Source organism: Actinomadura sp. NEAU-AAG7 (assembly GCF_018603865.1).
In the GTDB taxonomy this organism is placed as follows: domain Bacteria; phylum Actinomycetota; class Actinomycetes; order Streptosporangiales; family Streptosporangiaceae; genus Spirillospora; species Spirillospora litoris.
This window is the reverse complement of sequence record NZ_JAHFZY010000004.1, coordinates 603,159-618,849: the sequence shown is the minus strand read 5'-3', so window position 1 is coordinate 618,849 and position 15,691 is coordinate 603,159. Positions and strand designations below refer to the sequence as shown.

Sequence of the window (15,691 nt, the reverse complement as noted above, 5' to 3'; positions counted from 1 at the left end):
GGCCGCGGTGTCGAGGATGGGAGACGAGCGCGCCGCCCGTCCCCAGGCGGGGCGGGCGGCACGGAGTCGGGGAACGGGGCCGATCAGGCCTCGGTGGACGGGAGGGAACTCGCCGTGACGAGGGTACGGATGGAACCGAGGGCGACCGAGAGCGTCGCGAGGTCGAAGCTGTCGCTCTCCCAGATCTCGCTGAGCGTCTGCTGGGCGCGCAGCACCGCGGTCTGGTTCTTCTCCGCCCAGTGCACCAGGCGCTCCTCGGGCTGCCCGCCGGGCTCGCTGGTGACGAGGACGTCGCGGGTGAGGGCGGCATGAGCGGCGTACAGGTCGTCGCGGAGCGCGGAGCGGGCCATCGAGCGCCAGCGGTCGTCGCGGGGCAGCGCGATGATGCGCTCCCGGAGGCGGGACAGCTGGAGCCGGTCACCGAGGTCGAAGTACACCTCGGCGACCTCCTCGACCGGGCGTCCGGTCTCGTGGGCGATGCCCACGAGGTCGAACGTGGAGTAGGCGGCGACGAGCATCGCGCCCTGCTCGGCCAGGTCGTCCGGCACGCCGAGTTCGGCGAATCCGTCCCTGCGCTGCTCGAACGCGGCGAGGTCCAGGCCGACGAGCACCTTCGGAAGGCGCCCGCTGAGCGTGGCCGCGCCGCCGGAGAAGTAGTCGATCGTCTCGCGGATGTCGAACGGGGGCCGCCGGTTGTGCAGCAGCCAGCGCGCGCCGCGCTCGGTCAGCTTCCGCGCCTCCAGCAGCATCGCGATCTGGGTCGACTCCTCGACCTGGTGCGAGAGCGACTCCACCGACCGCCAGAACCGCGGCATCTCGAAGACCTCGCGGGCCACCAGGTAGGCGCGCGCGATGTCGGACGAGGACGCCCCGGTCTCCTCGTTCATCCGGAACACGAACGTGGAGCCGCTGTTGTTGACCAGGTCGTTCACCACGGCGGTGGTGATGATCTCCCGGCGTAGGGGGTGGCGGTCCATGTAGCTCTGGAACCGCTCGCGCAGCGGGGTCGGGAAGTAGTCGACGAGCCACGACTCCAGGTACGGGTCGTCGGCGAGGTCGGAGGCGACGATCTCGGCGTCGAGGGTGAGCTTGGCGTAGGCCAGCAGGACGGAGAACTCGGGGCTGGTCAGCCCGAGGCCCGACTGGCGGCGCTCGGCGAGGGCCTTGTCGTCGGGCAGGAACTCCAGCCTGCGCTTGAGCCGCCCGTCGCGCTCCAGCTTGCGCAGGTGGCGGGCGTGGACGTGCAGCATCGCGGCCGCCTGCGCGCGGGACGCGGCGAGCGTCACGTTCTGCGCGTAGTTGTCCCGCAGGACGAGCCGGCCGACCTCGTCGGTCATCTCGTAGAGGAGGCCGTCGCGCTGCTTGCGCGTCAGCTCCCCGTCCCGGACGACCTGGTCGAGGAGGATCTTGATGTTGACCTCGTGGTCGGAGGTGTCGACGCCGGCGGAGTTGTCGATGAAGTCGGTGTTGACCAGGGCTCCGGCGCCGCGGCGCTCGCCCTCGCGGGCGAACTCGATGCGGCCGAGCTGGGTCAGGCCGAGGTTGCCGCCCTCGCCGATCACCTTGCAGCGCAGTTCCTCGCCGTTCACGCGGACGGCGTCGTTGGCCTTGTCGCCGACGTCGGCGTTGTTCTCGATCGAGGACTTGACGTAGGTGCCGATGCCGCCGTTCCACAGCAGGTCGACCGGCGCCCTGAGCACGGCGCGGATCAGCTCGAACGGGGTCAGCGCCTTGACCCCGTCCTCGATGCCGAGGGCCGCCCTGATCTGCGGGCTCAGCTTGATCGACTTGGCGGTCCGGGGGAAGACCCCGCCGCCCTTGGATATCAGGGAGGTGTCGTAGTCGGCCCAGGAGCTGCGGGGCAGCTCGAACACGCGGCGCCGCTCGGCGAACGAGGCGGCGGGGTCGGGGTCCGGGTCGAGGAAGATGTGCCGGTGGTCGAACGCCGCGACCAGCTTGATGTGCTCCGACAGGAGCATCCCGTTGCCGAACACGTCGCCGGACATGTCGCCGATGCCGACGACGGTGAAGTCCTCGCTCTGGATGTCCTTACCGAGGGAGCGGAAGTGGTACTTGACCGATTCCCAGGCGCCGCGCGCAGTGATGCCCATCGCCTTGTGGTCGTAGCCGACCGAGCCGCCCGAGGCGAACGCGTCGCCGAGCCAGAACCCGTATTCGGCGGCGACACCGTTGGCGATGTCGGAGAACGTCGCGGTGCCCTTGTCGGCCGCGACGACGAGGTAGGTGTCGTCGCCGTCGTGGCGGACCACGTTCGAGGGCGGGACGACCTTGCCGTCCACCAGGTTGTCGGTGACGTCGAGCAGGCCGGAGATGAAGTCCTTGTAGCAGGCGATGCCCGCCTGCATGAACGCCTCGCGGTCGGCGGCGGGGTCGGGGAGCTGCTTGCCGACGAACCCGCCCTTGGCACCCGCGGGCACGATGACGGTGTTCTTCACCGCCTGCGCCTTCACCAGCCCGAGGATCTCGGTGCGGAAGTCCTCCCGCCGGTCCGACCAGCGCAGCCCGCCGCGCGCCACGGACCCGAAGCGCAGGTGCACGCCCTCCACCTTCGGCGAGTACACGAAGATCTCGTACGTCGGGCGCGGCTGGGGCAGGTCCGGGATGCCCTGCGGGTCGAACTTGACCGCCAGGTAGGGCTTGTGCTGGTAGTGGTTCGTGCGCAGCGTCGCCTGGATCATCGCCAGGTAGGCACGGAGGATGCGGTCCTCGTCGAGGCTGGCGACCTCGTCCAGCTTGCCCTGGAGCTCCTCGGTGATGCCGAGGCTGCGCTCCTCCTCACCGCCCGCGAGCGAGGGGTCGAGGCGGCTCTCCCACAGCCGGATCAGCAGCCGGGTGATCTGCGCGTTGCGCAGCAGCACCTGCTCGATGTAGCGCTTGGAGAAGGTGGTGCCGGTCTGCCGCAGGTACAGGGCGTAGGCGCGCAGGATCATCGCCTGCCACCAGCTCAGCCCCACGTGCAGGACGAGGGCGTTGAAGCCGTCGTTCTCGATCCGGCCGCGCCACAGCGCGGTGAACGCCTCCTGGAACAGGCCCTTGATGGCCTCCTCCGGGACGTCCACGGGCGGGACGTACCGCAGCCCGAGGTCGTAGATCCAGTACCGCCGACCGTCGCCGGTCGCGATCTCGTACGGCCGCTCGTCGATGACCTCGACGCCCATGTTCTGGAGCAGCGGCAGCACCCGCGACAGCGAGATCGGCTCGCCCAGCCGGTAGATCTTCAGGCGCCGCTCGCCGGGCTGGGCGCCGTAGGGCTCGTACAGGTTGATCGAGGTGTCGTCGTCGCCGGTCAGCTCGTCGAGGCGACGCAGGTCGGCGACTGCGGTCCGGGCCGGGAAGTCGGCCTTGTACCCCTCGGGGAAGGCGTTCGCGTAGCGCCGCGCGAGCGTACCGGAACGTTCCTCGCCGCACTGCTCGACGATCGCGTCGGCCAGGTCGTCGCCCCACGAGCGGGTCGCGTTCGCCAGCCGCGCCTCCAGGTCGTCCACGTCCACGTCGGGCAGCGGACGTCCGCGCTCGCCCCGCACCACCACGTGCAGCCGCGCGAGCATCGACTCGGTCACGTTCGCGCTGTAGTCGACGCTGACGCCCTCGAACGCGTCCCGCAGTATCTGCTGGATGCGCAGCCGGACCTGCGTGGTGTACCGGTCGCGCGGCAGGTAGACCATGCACGACATGTAGCGCCCGTACAGGTCCTTGCGCAGGAACAGCTTCAGTTGCCTGCGCTCGCGCAGCCGCAGCACGCCCAGCGAGATCGACAGCAGGTCGTCGACGGAGATCTGGAACAGCTCGTCGCGCGGGTAGCTCTCCAGTATCTCGATGAGGTCCTGGCCGTCGTAGCTGTCGGCGGTGAAGTCGGCCTCTTCCAGCACCTCTTCGAGCTTGCGCTTGAGGACGGGCACGTGCGCGATCGACTCGCTGTAGGCGACGTGCGTGAACAGCCCAAGGAACCGGCGCTCGCCGATGACCTCCCCGGACTCGTCGAACTTCTTCACCCCGATGTAGTCGAGGTACAGCGGCCGGTGGACGGTCGAGCGCGAGTTCGCCTTGGTCAGCACCAGCAGGTGCTTCTCGGTGGCCTTCTCGCGGACCTCCGGGGGCAGCGAGGCGAAGCTGTCGGACTCGCGCTTGTCGTTGCGCAGGATGCCGAGCCCGGTGCCCGGCTCGGGGCGGAGCCCGAGCGTCCCGCGCCCCTCAGCGGTGTCCCCGCCCTCGGTCAGCGTGTAGTCGCGGTACCCCAGGAAGGTGAAGTGCCCGTCGGCCAGCCAGTCGAGCAGCTCGACGCCCTCGGCGAGCTCCTTGGCGGGCAGCGGCGGCGCGGCCTCCCGGATCGCGGCGGCGATCTCCCCGGCGCGGGCGCGCATCTTCGGCTCGTCCTCGACGGCGACCCGCACGTCCTGCAGGACGCGGAGCAGATCCTTTTCGAGAGCGGCCAGTCGCTCACGGTCACTGGTGCGGTCCACTTCGATGTGGATCCACGACTCGTCGATGTCGGTGGCGCTGTCGAGCTTGCCGCGGAACGCCCGCATCTGGCCCGCGACGTCGCGGTCCACGCCGAGCAGGGGGTGGACGATCAGATGGGTGGCGAGCTGGTGGCGGTTCAGCTCCATCGTCACCGAGTCGACCAGGAACGGCATGTCGTCGGTCACGACCTGGACGACCGTGTGCCCCGGGTCCCAGCCGTACTCCTCCAGCGACGGCGTGAACACCCGCACCTTCGCGCGCCCCTGCGGCCGCTCCTCACCGAGCAGCCGGTGCGCCATCGCCGGGCCGCAGATGTCGGCGGGGTCCCGCGCCAGCAGATCCTCGGGCGCCACGTGCCGGTAGTAGAGCCGGAGGTAGGCGAGGGCCTCCTCCACGTCCTCGCCCTTACCGCCAGGACGCTGGGCACAAGTCTCCGCGGCCCTCCTGAGCAGGTCGTCCTTCGCTTGGTCGAGCTTGCCGCCCATCAACAACTCCCCTAGAGAATGCGCCACCTCGTTGTGGCGCCGCTCACTGCGCCAGCGTAGCCAGGAAATCCCCCAAAGCCGACCTGCTCGGCACCGAGGTGGACGTGGCCTTGCCCACCCTGCCAGGCCCTCCAGCACCCCTGCCCGAAGATCGCCGAAGTGCCCGTCCGCCCACCCCGCCCGCACACACGACGGCGGCCGAAACCCACCCCAACCGCCACTTCCCCCGTCCGCGCACCGCCTCGCCCTCCCTCAACCACAAGGCCCAGAACCGCCAGCTCACCCAGCCATGGCCCTCCACTCCCCACCACACCCCATCGCAACCACCCAGCCCCCCAACCACAGCCCTGAACCCCTCAGTCCCCCTGCCCGAAAACCAGGCCGGAGGCTCACAACCCACGCAACCCGACATCCGCCCACACACCCGCGCCCAAATACGGCAGGGCAGCGACCGCGCGGGATGCGAACCACCGAGGGCTTGGTCCCCCGCCCCACGTGAGCACGGCCACCCCGCAACAACGTCGCCGCCCAAGCGACGTCGCGATCGCAGCGGAACACTCAGAGCAATCTGCGCTACGAACCCGGAAGGAGTCCGGGCTGATCGGGCTCCGTCAGGAGGACCCGGAGAAGGAATCCGCGCCGCGAACCCGGAAGGAGGCGACCTGGCCGGTCATCCACAGATGACCACACGCGCGAGACGCGCACCCACCCGACCGCGCCCTGCACGCTGACCACCGGAGACCCGCCCGAGCTGGAAGGGGCACCGTCAGCAGGGAGAGACGCCCCACGACCGCGCGCCCCCCTGCGCCTTGACCGCTGGAAGCCCGCCCGAGCTGGGAGGGGCGGCGTCAGCAGGGAGAGACGCCCCACGACCGCGCGCGCCCCTGCGCCTGACCGCTGGAAGCCCGCCCGAGCTGGTAGGAGCACGGTCAGCAGGGAGAGGCGCCCCACGACCGCGCCTCTGCGCGCTGACCGCTGGAAGGCCGTCCTAGCTGGTAGGAGTGGCGTCAGCGGGGAGGGGGCGCGTCGAGCGGGGGAGGGCGGCCCATGATCGCGCCCTGCGCCCTGACCGCTGGAAACTCCATAGCGAGGAGGGCGGTGTCAGCGGGGGCGGTATTAGCTGGGAGGGGCTGCGTTCTTGCCCGCTGGAGCGGTGGGCGTGGTCGTGGGGGCGGTGGGCGTGGTCGTGGGCGTCGGGTCCGGGCTCTCGGTGGTGTGCGTCGGCGTGGGGTCCGTCGGTGTATCGCTCGGCGTCGGGGTGTCGGACGGGGGCGGCGTATCGCTGGGCGACGGGCTCGCCGACGGCGGCGGGCCGGACGGACTCTCGGGCGTCTCCTCGACGGGAGCATGGGTTCTCGGGGCGGTCGGGCTGGGCGCGACCTCGCTCGACTTGGCCGGGGCGCTGGGGTCGCTCACCTTCTGCCCCGCCTTGCCCTTGTCGCCCGAGCTCAGCGCTAGCACCGACGAGACCACCACGATCGCCAGGACCAGCGCGGCGGCTCCGGCGAGCACGGCCGAACGTCCCGAACCCACGAGGGCCTTGCGAAGGCCGCGCTTCTCCGGCGCGAGGTGGGGCGGCAGGGTGTTGCCGGCGGCCCATTCGGCGGGGGTGGGCAGCCGTCCGGCGGTGCCCTGGGTCTTGTCCGGGACGTCATGTCCGGCGGGACCGAACGCCGCGGCATCGGCCTGCGCGGCGGGCGCGTGGTCGGCGGGCGGCAGGCCGGCGGCCGCCTGCTGGTAGTCGTCGGCCGCCTCCGAGGCCAGCACGCTGCCCGCGGCGAGCATCGCCGTCTCGTCGGTGTCGCTCGGCGGAGGGGCGATGTCGGACACCGGGGCGTCCTCGTGGCCGAGCAGGCGCATCAGGACCTGCCGTGCGGGCGGACGCCCCGCCGGGTCCTTCCGCAGGCAGGCGAGGACGAGATCGCGCAGCGGGCCGGTGAGGTCACCGAGCTCCGGTTCCTCGTGCAGGATGCGGTTGATCACCGCGGGGATCGTGTCCTGGCCGAACGGCGGCTCGCCGGTGGCCGCGAACACCAGCGTGGCCGCCCAGCAGAAGACGTCGGCGGCGGTGCCGACGTCCTCTCCCTGGATCTGCTCGGGCGCCATGTAGGAGGGCGTGCCGATGACCCGGCTGGTCAGCGTCGTCGAGCCACTGATGGCACGTGCCACCCCGAAGTCGATGACGCGGGGGCCGTCCGGGCCGATCAGGACGTTGTGGGGCTTGAAGTCGCGATGGATGATCTTCGCTTGGTGGATCGCGGCGAGCGCCGTGGCCGTGGCGATCGCGAGCCGGTCAAGGGCCGCGCCAACGAGCGGACCGTCCTGCGTGACGTACTGGTTGAGGGACGGGCCCGGGACGTATTCGCTGACGATGTAGGGCCGCTCGCCCGTCGCGTCCGCGTCGATGACCTGCGCCGTGCAGAACGGCGCCACCTGCTTGGCGACCTCAAGTTCACGCAGGAAACGGGCGCGTGCCTTGTCGTCGGACGTCAGTTCGGCGTGCAGCAGCTTGACGGCCACCTGCCGCCCGTTCTCGTCCTCGCCGAGGAAGACGGTGCCCTGGCCGCCCTCACCGACCCGGCCGGTCAGGGCGTACGAACCAAGCCGCTCCGGGTCACCGGATCGCAGCGCCCCAACCTCCATGCGTGAAACCGTCCCTCTCCATCTCGACGGACCGAAACGGGCCAGAGACCTATTTCCGCAGGTCGCCGCTCCGCTTGTATGACGCCCCAAACCCCAGGAAAGTTCACTCGCCCCTGCGACCTTACGGCGCGTTCTGACGCCCCGCACCCGATCGGACACATTTGGGCTCGGGGACCACCCTAATGCTGCCGACCCGGCGGCGATACCGCGCAAACCCCGGTTCGCATAGGTGAGACTGTGCCGGTGACCACACTCGACGGACGCCGTGTCTATACCCGCGCCGACTTGATGGACGCGCACGGGCTGGGGCGCAGCACACTGGAGAAGTGGTTCCGCGAGCGCGACCGCAACGGCCACCCGGAGCCGGCCGGGACGGTCGGATCACAACTCGTGTGGGACGCGGACGCATGGGACCGCTGGCATGCCTCGCGCGGCTCCGCCTCCGTCCCGCCGGGGCTTGCCGGCCGCGACGAACTCGCCGCACGCCACGGCGTCAGCCGCCACCGGCTCAAGCAGTTGTGGGCGGACCGCGAGTCGAACGGCCATCCCGAGGCCGCCCATCGCGCGGGCAAAGCCCTGTACTGGAACGAGAAGGAGTGGGCCGCTTGGTACGCGGCCCACACCGCACGTCCGCGCGAGGACGGACCCGACGATCTGGTCACCCTCGCCGAGGCCGCCCGGATCCTCGGGCTCGCGCAGACGAGCGTCACCGTCTATCCGAAACGCCCACCGGCGGGATGGCCCGAACCGGCCCGCGTGGAACAGTTGGGGGGCGGACGAGTCCGGCGTCTCTACCGCCGCCGCGACATCCAGTCCTACGCGGAAAAACGCAACTGACCCCGCAATCCGGCCTTATCGCAACCCCACATCCGGATTCCAAGAGGCGAGATTCGGGCCAGCACCATAAGTCCAGTCTTCACCTAGTGAAGTGTTCGAGAACCTCCGGATTGGCCATGGAGTCGCGGTTCGCGGCCTTGTCGACCGGGGTGCCCTGCAATATCTTCCGGACGGGAACCTCCAGCTTCTTACCCGACAGCGTGCGCGGAATACCGGGGACCTCGTGGATCTCGTCCGGGACGTGGCGAGGTGACAGCGCGGACCGGATCCGCCGCTTGAGGCTGTTCACGAGGTCGTCGCCAAGAGAGGCATCAGGGGCGAGCTGGACGTAGAGCAGAAGGCGGCCCTCCTGCCCCAGGCGTCCGGTGTCGATGACGAGGCTGTCGGCGATCTCGTCGAAAGCCTCGACCACGCGGTAGAAGTCGGAGGTGCCCATCCGCACACCACCCCGATTGAGGGTGGAGTCGGAGCGGCCGTAAATGACGCAGCCGCCGTCCGGCAGGATCTTGATCCAGTCGCCATGGCGCCAGATGCCGGGGTACATCCCGAAATAGGATTCGCGGTACCGCTCGCCGTCCGCGTCGTTCCAGAACCCGACGGGCATGGACGGCATGGGCTCGGTGATGACCAGCTCTCCGACCTCGTCCACGACCGGTTTGCCCTCGTCGCCGAACGCCTCGATCTTGGCGCCCAGGCAACGGCACTGGATGACGCCCGCGCGCAGCGGCAGCAGAGGCGACGGCCCCACGAAGGCGGTGCAGAGGTCGGTGCCGCCGGACATCGATCCCAGGAGCAGATCCTCGCCGACGGCGTCGTATATCCAGGCGAAACCCTCGGGGGGCAGCGGCGAGCCGGTGGAGCCGATACCGCGCAAGCGGGAGAGGTCGTGATCCCGTCCGGGACGCCGCCCTTCCTTCGCCGAGGCGGTGATATAGGGCGCGCCCACTCCCATATACGTGACGCCATTGTCGGCGGCGAGGGACCAGAGGTCGAGCGGAGCGCCGTCGTACATGACGATGGTGGATCCCACGAGCAGGCCGCCGATGAGGTAGTTCCACATCATCCAGCCGGTCGTGGTGTACCAGAAGAAGACGTCCTCGGGGCCGAGGTCCTGGTGGAATGAAAGCGCCTTGAGGTGCTCCAGGACGACCCCGCCGTGCCCATGGACGATCGGCTTGGGCAGCCCCGTCGTCCCGGACGAATAGACGACCCACAGCGGATGGTCGAAGGGAACGTCCTCGAACTCCAGCGTGTCGTGGCCGGGGCGAGGCAGGTCGCGGTAGTGCATACCGACTCGCAGTCCGTCCGGGACGGCGGCCGGGTCGAGGTAGGGGATCAGGACGGTGGCGGCGAGGCTCGGCAGCTCCGCCTCGATCTCGGCGAGCGTGTCCCGCCGGTCGAACCGCTTGCCGTTGTAGGCGTAGCCGTCCACGGCGATGAGCACCTTCGGCTCGATCTGCGCGAACCTGTCGATCACCGAGGAGGCCCCGAAGTCCGGAGAACAGGACGACCAGACCGCTCCCAGCGACGCCGTCGCCAGGAAGCAGACCAGAGCCTCGGGGATGTTCGGGATGTAGGCGGCGACCCGGTCTCCCCTGCCGACGCCCAGCTCCGCGAGGCCCGCGCGGACCTCGGCCACGTGAAGGGCCAACTCGCGATGGGTGAGGACACGGTGCCCACCCGCCTCAGAGCGGAAGATGACCGCAGCCTTGTCCGGGTTCTCCGAGGTATTGCGCAGGGCATTGGCCGCATAGTTGAGCGTCGCCCCGGGGAACCATGTCAACCCGTCCACGGGCATCGTGCCGCCCGCGCGCACCGGACCGTCGCCCCGCCGGCCGACGACCTCGAAGTACGACCACACCGCGTCCCAGAACGCGTCGACCTCCGTGACCGACCAGCGCCAGAGGTCGTCGTAGGACTCCGTGAGGACGCCCCGATCCCCCAGCCAGCGGACGAAGTGGGTCACCCGCGCATTCGCGACGACCTCCTCCGACGGCTCCCACAACGGCGAGCCCTCGGAGACCTCATGGTCACGGGACATCTCTCTCCCTTCCATCGCCACGCCCCATCGCGCGGCACCCCCAATATCGGCCCCGCCGGACGCCCCGCGCAACCTCCCTGATCTCGGGCCGTCCGCCGGTCTCCCCCGCACGTCACACCCGCCGCGCGGCACACCTGCGCGCCCCGATCGTCGGGCCTCCGAGCCGGGTTTTTCCACAGAATCGCATTCCAGTTCCGCTGCCCGTCGAGGCGCCCGAGACTCAAGACATGAAGTCGGTTGGACCGCGAAGGTCCGGGGGCAGACGCCAGCGCCTCTCCCGGGATCGATGGAAGGAGCACCGACCATGCCGACCACCGCACACGAAGAGATCCACATGCGGTCACGAAGGAAGACGGGCCCCGCCCCGGCGAGCGGTGAACATCGCCCCGCCGGGCTCCGGTCGATCAGCCTGCCGGTCAGAGCCGCGTCAGGTCGGCGACCGCGCTCACGACCGCGTGGGTGTCGGCGAGGGTCGCCAGAACACGGTCGGCCCCCGCCGCGCGCAGCTCGGCCTCGGTGGCGCTCCCGGTGGCGACGGCGATGATCGGCGACCCGGCTATGTGGGCGGCCTGGACGTCCCGGGGGGAGTCGGCGATGTAGACGGTCGCGGACTCGGGATAGCGCGCCTCGTGGCGCTCCCCCGCCCGGCTGCGCGCCAGTTCGAGCAGCGCCGCCTTGCTGTAGACCCCGTTCTCGTAACCCCCGGAGTCGAGGTCGAGGTGGTCGGCGAGCCCCAGCTCGGTCACCTTCAGCACGGCGTTCGGCTGGACGGCGCCGGTCAGGACGGACTGCACCACGCCCGGAACATGGGCCAGCGCGGCGACGGCCTCCTGGGCGCCCGCGAGCACGCGGCCGTGACCGCGCAGGTCGGCGCGTCGCGTCGCGAACGCCTCGACGAGCGCGGCCATGAAGGTGGGCAGGTGGTCATCGGTGGTGACGACGTCGTTGAACGCCAGCGTCTCGAAGATGATCTCCGATTCCGTCCGGCCCGGGGTGGGGGCGAGCCGGACGAGGGGCCGTCCGATCGTCCGCTGGAAAGCCTCGGCGTAGGCCTCCCGAGTGACCCGCCCGACGTCGACCAGAGTGTGATCGATGTTCCACAGCACCAGACGGTTCAGCGTCGACATCCCGTTCCCATGACCGGTCGGAGGAGCATCCGTGAGCACCCTCAGGCACCCGCGGCGTGCGGCGAGCTTATCGTCGGCCCTCACGCCCCCCGAGTGCAACCAGCCCCCAGCAGACCAACGACGCCCCTACCTCCAACGAACAACCCCCCTCCAGACGCCACAGGCTCGGCAGCGCCATGGCGGGGACGTTGGAGACGGCGGGGACCGCGAGGAGCCTCACCCAGAAATGAACGGCCTCGACGGTGATGCCCGACGGGAGGTGCCGCGCCCAGCCGGATCATGCCGGGCCGCGTGCGTTCGAGGTGGGCGGCGGCATGGCCGCCGCGTACGAGACGACAGTGTGGTCACTCGCACTCGGACGAGCGTTCGCGTCCCTATGCGCGGACGAACTACGGCCCAGACCGACCAGTCGCATCCCGGGGCATGGCCACCTGCCGGGAACGGGCTAGCGACCCATGTAGGGGTAGCGGTAATCGGTCGGCGGGACGAAGGTCTCCTTGATGGAGCGGACGCTCGTCCAGCGAAGGAGGTTGAAGACAGAACCGGCCTTGTCGTTGGTGCCGGACGCCCGGGCACCGCCGAAGGGCTGCTGGCTGACGACCGCGCCGGTCGGCTTGTCGTTGATGTAGAAGTTGCCCGCCGCGAAGCGCAGGGTCTCGGTGGCGGCGGCGATCGCGGCGCGGTCCTGGGCGATGACCGCGCCGGTCAGACCGTACTCCGAGACGCTCTCCATCTGCGTGAGCACGGAGTCGTAGTCGTTGTCGTCGTAGACGTGGACGCCGAGGATCGGGCCGAAATACTCGGTGGTGAAGATCTCGTCGGTCGGGTCGGATGACTCCAGAACGGTGGGCCTGACGAAGTAGCCGCGCGAGTCGTCCAGTTCGCCGCCCGCGAGGATCCGCACCGTGTCGATGTCGCGCGCCCGCTCGATCGCGCGGCGATGCTTGGCGAACGCGCGCTCGTCGATGACCGCGCCCATGAAGACCGAGAGGTCGTCGGCCACGTTGCCCACGGTGAGCGCGTCGACCTCGTCGCAGAAGTCATCGCGCATCCCGTCCCAGATGGAGCGGGGGATGTACGCGCGGGAGGCGGCGGAGCACTTCTGGCCCTGGTATTCGAAGGCGCCGCGGATCAGGGCGGTCCTCAGCACCGCGGGATCCGCGGACGGGTGCGCGACGATGAAGTCCTTGCCGCCGGTCTCGCCCACGATGCGCGGATAGTGCTTGTACCCCGCGATGTTCTCGCCGATCGTCCGCCAGAGGGCCTGGAAGGTGGGCGGCGACCCGGTGAAGTGGAGTCCGGTGAGATCGGGGTGCCGGAGGGCCACGTTGGAGACGGCCTGCCCGTCGCCGGTAACCAGGTTGATCACTCCGGGCGGGAGCCCGGCGGCCTCCAGCAGCCGCATCGTGTGGTGCGCGGCGAGTTGCTGGGTCGGGGACGGCTTCCAGACGACGACGTTGCCCATCAGGGCGGGCGAGGTCGGCAGGTTTCCGGCGATCGCGCTGAAGTTGAACGGGGTGATGGCGAGGACGAACCCCTCCAGCGGACGGTACTCCATCCGGTTCCAGACACCCGGCGAGGAGTTCGGCTGCTTCTCGCGGATCTCCCGCGCGTAGGCCACGTTGAATCGCAGGAAGTCGATCAGCTCGCAGGCCGAGTCGATCTCCGCCTGCTGCACGGTCTTGGACTGGCCGAGCATCGTCGCGGCGTTCAGGGTGGACCGCCACGGCCCCGCGAGCAGGTCCGCCGCGCGCAGGAAGATCGCCGCGCGGTCGTCCGGATGCATCTCCCGCCAACCCACCGCCGCCGTGCGCGCGGCCGCGATCGCCTCGGCGACGTCCGCGTCGGTGGCGTTGCCCATCCGCCCGAGGATGTGACCGTGGTTGTGGGGCTCGACGACGTCGATCGGCGGCCCGGCACCCATGCGCCGCTCGCCCCCGAGCGTCATCGTCAGCTCGACCTGTTCGCCGCCGAGCTCCTTGATCTTGGCTTCGAGTGCGGCCCGCTCGGCGCTGCCCGGCGCATAGCCCTTGATCGGCTCGTTCACCGGTTCCGGCACATTGGTGACGGCGTCCATCTGGTCGCTCCCTACGAATCCGACAGCGTTGCCAACGTGCGGTGCCCTACCCGCCCGTCCGCAGCCGAATACCGATGCCGCAGTCCCGTGGCCCCCGCCCGGCCACACAAGTCAGGACGCCGCAAACATGCGCCCCCACCTGCTCCGCCCCTCCAACCGTCCAACCTCGAAGGGCGACACCCAACCACCCCTCACCCACCCGCCGCCCGCCGAACCTCGACGCCCATGGGCACCCACCAACCCCAGCCCTGCCCCCTCCCGCCCTCCTGCCCCGCCGCCCCTCCCGCTGCCCCGCTCCCCACCGCAACCCTTCTCTCGAATCCCCACGCCCCACCGCCCACGCCCCGCTACACGCCGCCTACTCCCTACTCACCGCCACCCACCACCCGCGCCCCACTCCCGCCGCCCGTCTCTCGAATCCCCACGCCCCACCGCCCACGACCGGTCGTCCCCGACCCGCTCTGCACGCCGCCTGCTCCCTCTCCCCGCCACCCGCCGTCCGTTCCCCGCTCCGCGCTCCGCGCTCCCCTCCTGCTGCCCCCCACACGCTTCCCGCTCCCCGCCACCTGCTGCGGATCCAGAAGCTGCGCGCTTGCCGCTCCCCTCCACCTGCTGGGGGTTCCAGAAACCGCGTCCTTGCCGCTCCCCATCGTCTGCCGCCGACGCCCGGCCCCCCTGATCGCCCGCAGCAGGGGCGTCCTGCTACCTGCGGAGGGTTCCGAACTTGCGCGCTTCCCTTTTCCACCGCCCGCTCCCCGCTTCCGCCGTCCGCTCCGCGCTCCCCTCCTGCTGCCCCCTACACGCTTCCCGCTCCCCGCCACCTGCTGCGGATCCAGAAGCTGCGCGCTTCCCGCTTCCCGCCACTTGCTGGGGTCCCAGAAACCGCGTCCGTGCCGCTCCCCATCGTCCGCCGCCGACGCCCGGCCCCCCTGATCGCCCGCAGCAGGGGCGTCCTGCTGCCTGCGGAGGGTTTCGGAACTTGCGCGCTTCCCGTTTTCCACCGCCCGCTCCCCGCTCCCCGCTCCCGCCGTCCGCTCCGCGCTCCCCTCCTGCTGCCCCCTACGCGCTTCCCGCTCCCTCGCCACTTGCTGGGGGTTCCAGAAACCGCGTCCTTACCGCTCCCCGCCGCCTGCTGCGGGTCCCAGAAATTGCGCGCTTCCCGCTCTCCGCTCTCCGCCGCCTCCTGCGGGTCTCAGAAGCCGCATCCTTGCCGTTCTCCGCCGTCTGCTGGCGGTTCCAGAAGCTGCGCGCTTTTCGCTCCCCGTCGTCCGCTGCCGACGCCCGGACCCCAGGTCGCCCGCGGCAGGGGTGTCCTGCTGCCTGGGGAGGGTTGAACTTGCGCGCTTCCTGATTTTCGCCGTCTGCTCTCTGGTGCCCGCGGCCCGAATTCCCCTTCGCCGTGTCGGCCTCGCCGGCACCGGTTGTCTGGTTGTGGCGCGTCGTGCAGGCACGTTCGGCGCCGAGGGTTGAACGCGGACGTCGGGCGGTGACGTCCGGTCAGAGGAGGTGGGGGAGTTCCTGGGTGGCGTACCAGAGGAGTTCGTGGCCCTCGGCGCCCTCGACCGTGAAGAGGGCGTCATCGTCGCCGTTGTCGGCGGCGGGCAGTGCCTCGCAGGCCGCGGTGACGTCGGCGACGGCCGACAGGTCGTCCACGTGGGCGGAGGCGATCTTCTTCCACGGGACGGTGGCGGTGAGCTCGACCAGGGAGCGGTCGGAGGCGTCATGGGACCGGCGCACCGCCTGGTCGGCGACCTCGGCGGCGAGCACGAGGCGGCGCCGGGGGGCGGAGGGGTCGGCGGCGAGCATGCGCAGGGAGGCGCGGGCGGCGGCGGTCATCGCCGCGTACTCCATCTCCTCCTGGTCCCCCTCCGCGTACCACTCGCGGAGGGCGGGGGTGACGGCGTGGGCGGCGAGCGGCGCGGGGCCGATCTCCCTGGCGGCCTGGACGGCGGCGAGGAGGGTGAGCGTGGAAGGCAGGTAGACGCGCATGACGATCGAT

7 protein-coding genes are annotated in these 15,691 nt (G+C 70.5%); 1 reads left to right on the top strand and 6 read right to left on the bottom strand.

All coding sequences use genetic code 11. The features are described from left to right. Positions 1-83 precede the first annotated feature (83 nt). Positions 84-4,967, bottom strand: coding sequence for an NAD-glutamate dehydrogenase (locus tag KLI87_RS21785; RefSeq protein ID WP_214618433.1), 4,884 nt, complete (start codon positions 4,965-4,967; stop codon positions 84-86). Between the two features lie 1,116 nt (positions 4,968-6,083). Further along, entirely contained in the window at positions 6,084-7,610 is a 1,527-nt protein-coding gene (locus KLI87_RS21780; RefSeq protein ID WP_214618432.1) for a serine/threonine-protein kinase, read from the bottom strand. 243 nt (positions 7,611-7,853) lie between these two features. Here KLI87_RS21780 and KLI87_RS21775 point away from each other — a divergent pair, with 243 nt between their 5' ends. Next, positions 7,854-8,447 (top strand): hypothetical protein, encoded by a 594-nt coding sequence (locus KLI87_RS21775; RefSeq protein ID WP_214618431.1) that lies wholly within the window; start codon positions 7,854-7,856, stop codon positions 8,445-8,447. Between the two features lie 79 nt (positions 8,448-8,526). On the opposite strand, the gene KLI87_RS21770 is transcribed toward KLI87_RS21775, so the two are convergent. The 4 genes from KLI87_RS21770 to KLI87_RS21755 form a co-directional block, all read right to left on the bottom strand. Further along, positions 8,527-10,488, bottom strand: coding sequence for an acetoacetate--CoA ligase (locus KLI87_RS21770; RefSeq protein WP_214618430.1), 1,962 nt, complete (start codon positions 10,486-10,488; stop codon positions 8,527-8,529). Positions 10,489-10,904: 416 nt separating this feature from the next. Next, positions 10,905-11,615 (bottom strand): HAD family hydrolase, encoded by a 711-nt coding sequence (locus KLI87_RS21765; protein ID WP_156215736.1) that lies wholly within the window; start codon positions 11,613-11,615, stop codon positions 10,905-10,907. Positions 11,616-12,060: 445 nt separating this feature from the next. Continuing rightward, positions 12,061-13,692 (bottom strand): L-glutamate gamma-semialdehyde dehydrogenase, encoded by a 1,632-nt coding sequence (pruA, locus tag KLI87_RS21760; RefSeq protein WP_214618429.1) that lies wholly within the window; start codon positions 13,690-13,692, stop codon positions 12,061-12,063. A 1,497-nt stretch (positions 13,693-15,189) separates the two neighbouring features. Beyond that, positions 15,190-15,681, bottom strand: coding sequence for a hypothetical protein (locus tag KLI87_RS21755; RefSeq protein ID WP_214618428.1), 492 nt, complete (start codon positions 15,679-15,681; stop codon positions 15,190-15,192). Between the last annotated feature and the right edge of the window lie 10 nt (positions 15,682-15,691).

Excerpts from the sequence above, each read along its gene's own strand:
- pruA (WP_214618429.1), bottom strand. The coding sequence starts at position 13,692 with ATGGACGCCGTCACCAATGTGCCGGAACCGGTGAACGAGCCGATCAAG.
- KLI87_RS21785 (WP_214618433.1), bottom strand. The coding sequence starts at position 4,967 with ATGGGCGGCAAGCTCGACCAAGCGAAGGACGACCTGCTCAGGAGGGCC.
- KLI87_RS21780 (WP_214618432.1), bottom strand. The coding sequence starts at position 7,610 with ATGGAGGTTGGGGCGCTGCGATCCGGTGACCCGGAGCGGCTTGGTTCG.
- KLI87_RS21765 (WP_156215736.1), bottom strand. The coding sequence starts at position 11,615 with ATGTCGACGCTGAACCGTCTGGTGCTGTGGAACATCGATCACACTCTG.
- KLI87_RS21755 (WP_214618428.1), bottom strand. The coding sequence starts at position 15,681 with ATGCGCGTCTACCTGCCTTCCACGCTCACCCTCCTCGCCGCCGTCCAG.
- KLI87_RS21770 (WP_214618430.1), bottom strand. The coding sequence starts at position 10,488 with ATGTCCCGTGACCATGAGGTCTCCGAGGGCTCGCCGTTGTGGGAGCCG.